Source organism: Amaricoccus solimangrovi (assembly GCF_006385685.1).
Taxonomy (GTDB): Bacteria; Pseudomonadota; Alphaproteobacteria; order Rhodobacterales; family Rhodobacteraceae; genus Amaricoccus; species Amaricoccus solimangrovi.
Genome location: NZ_VFRP01000082.1, coordinates 1 through 2,339 on the forward strand (window position 1 = coordinate 1; position 2,339 = coordinate 2,339).

General features: G+C 70.3%; 3 protein-coding genes. All 3 read right to left on the reverse strand.

Annotation, left to right across the window (positions count from 1 at the left end):
• Positions 1–114 precede the first annotated feature (114 nt).
• Positions 115–621: a TRAP transporter small permease gene (locus FJM51_RS23210; RefSeq protein ID WP_140456461.1), complete on the reverse strand. Its 507-nt coding sequence runs from the start codon at positions 619–621 to the stop codon at positions 115–117.
• A 4-nt stretch (positions 622–625) separates the two neighbouring features.
• Positions 626–1,606, reverse strand: a complete 981-nt coding sequence (locus tag FJM51_RS23215) for a TRAP transporter substrate-binding protein (protein ID WP_140456462.1) — start codon at positions 1,604–1,606, stop codon at positions 626–628.
• 141 nt (positions 1,607–1,747) lie between these two features.
• Positions 1,748–2,339, reverse strand: a 592-nt coding sequence (locus tag FJM51_RS23220) for a LysR substrate-binding domain-containing protein (RefSeq protein ID WP_233713251.1), incomplete at its 5' end; no start/stop codon positions are given.

Sequence of the window (2,339 nt, forward strand, 5' to 3'; positions counted from 1 at the left end):
CAAGCACCCAGAGGCCGAGGAAGCCGACGACGAGCATGGCGAAGGCGACGGGCGTGCGCAGGATCATCAGCGCGAAGAGCCCGGCGATGCCGATGAGGCCGACGGAGACGGGGCTCATTCGAGTTCCCTCCCGGTGACGAGGATCAGCAGCAGCTGCTCGGCCAGCACCAGCACGCAGAGCGCGATCCCGAGCGCGATCAGCGCGTAGAACGGCCAGATCGGCAGGCCGAGCATGTTGGTCGTGTCGGCGTATTCCCAGGCGTCGAGCGCCTTCAGCGCCGACCGCCAGGCCAGCACGGAGAGAACGGCGCCCGAGAGCAGGCGCGACAGCGCGTCGCCGAACCAGCGCCCGCGCGGCCCGATCGCATTGTCGAGCACGTCGACGCGGACATGGGCGCGCTCGTCGGTGCAATAGGGCAGCGCCAGCATCGCGACCGCGACGGCGGTCAGCTGCACCACCTCGTTGACGCCGAGGAGCGGCGTCCCGGCGACGTAGCGCATGATCACCGCCGTGGCGATGGTCGCGACCATGAAGAGAAGCCCGGCCCCGGCCGCGTAGGCGAGGGCGAGCGTGGCCCGGTCGAAACGTCTCGACCAGGCCGGCGTGGTGGCGCGCGTCATCCGCTCAGTCCGCCTTCAGCGTGTCGACGACGCTCCCGGCGTCGCCGCCGGTCTCGGCGATCACCTTCTCGGCCACGCCCGCGTCGACCGCGTCGAAGGCGGCGGCTTCCTCGGGGGTGAGCCGGATCACCTCCTTGCCCGGCATCGCGGCGAAGGCCTCGACGCCCTTCGCCGCCTCGCTGACCTGCACCTGATGGCCGAGGTCGGAAGCCTCGCGGCCCGCCTTCTCGAGCGCCGCCTGATCCTCGGCGGAGAGCCCTTCGAAGGCGTCGCGGTTCATCACGATGAAGAAGGGCGAGATCGTCGAGTTCATCCCGGTGGTCAGGTGATTCGCCACCTCGCCGAGCTTGAAGGCATGGGTCGCCGAGCCGTCGATCATCGCGCCGTCGATCACGCCGGTCTGCATCGCGTTGTAGATCTCGGAGACCGGCATCGACACCGGATTGCCGCCCCAGGCCTCGACGAGCAGGCCGGTGGTGCGCGAGGGCACGCGGATGTTGAGCCCCTTCAGGTCGGCCGGCGCATGCACCGCCTTGTCACGCATGTAGAGCAGGTTCGGCGCCGAGGACCAGAGGCCGATCAGCTTCACGCGGCGGAACTCGGGCTGGAACAGGTCGATGTGGTTCCAGATCGTCTCGGTCCCGCCCTGCTCGGTGATCACGCCCGGCAGTTCGGTCAGCAACGTGACCGGGAAGGTCGAGGCGGTATAGCCCGGCAGCCCGATCGCGAGCTCGGTCACGCCGTCGACGACGCGGGAATACTGGTCGGTCGGCCCGGCGCCGAGCTCGCCGCCGTTGTAGAGCCTGACCGTCACGTCGCCGTTGGTGAGCTCGTCGACCCTGGTGGCGAAGGGTTCGAACACGCCCGCGACATAGGGATGGGTCGGCGCCATGAAATTGGCGAACTTCAGCTCCTCCGCCGAGGCGGCGCCCGCGATCAGGCCGAGCCCGAGGGCGGCGGTGGCGAGCGTCTTGAAGATGGACATGTCTTGGATCCTCCGCTTGTTGTTCTTGGTCACGCGCCGTTCCGAACCACGGGACCGCCGAGACCTCTTCTGCACCGGCGCGGAAGCCCGGGCCATTCAGAACGGCGTGCGAGAGGATAAGTTCTGGCTATATGCCTGGGCTCAGGTGGCGAGCATCCCGAGGAACAGGCGTTGCGCCCGGGTCGGCACCCAGCCCGCGCGGAGCGTGAGGCCGATCGGCCGCGAGGTCTCCGCCATCTCGAACGGGAGCACCGTCATCAGCCCCCGGTCGGTCTCGCCCCGCGCCTGCAGCCGCGAGACGCAGCCGAGGTGGTCGCTCGTGGCGAGCAGTTCGCGCATCAGCATCACCGAGCCCGATTCCACGATGCTCGCGGGCGCCGGACCACCGGCGAAGAGCCGGTCGAACTGCGTCCGCGCCGGCGTGCCCTCCCGCGCCACGACCCAGGGGTAGCGCGCGAGATCCCCGGCGGTGAGGCGCGCCGCGCCCACGAGCGGATGCTCGCGCCCCGCGACGAGCACGAGGCTGTCGTGAAACAGCAGGCGCTGCTCCACGTCGCCGATCGGCGCGGGCTCGCGCAGCGCGCCGATCAGGAAGTCGATCTCGCCGCGCCGGAGCCCGCCGAGCAGCTCGTCATAGGGACCGTCGCGGACCGAGATCGGCAGGGTCCGGCCCTGCTCGCGGAACCGGGCGATCGCGGCCGGCAGCACCGTGGCGCGGGAGAGCGGCATCGCG

Excerpts from the sequence above, each read along its gene's own strand:
- FJM51_RS23210 (WP_140456461.1), bottom strand. The coding sequence starts at position 621 with ATGACGCGCGCCACCACGCCGGCCTGGTCGAGACGTTTCGACCGGGCC.
- FJM51_RS23215 (WP_140456462.1), bottom strand. The coding sequence starts at position 1,606 with ATGTCCATCTTCAAGACGCTCGCCACCGCCGCCCTCGGGCTCGGCCTG.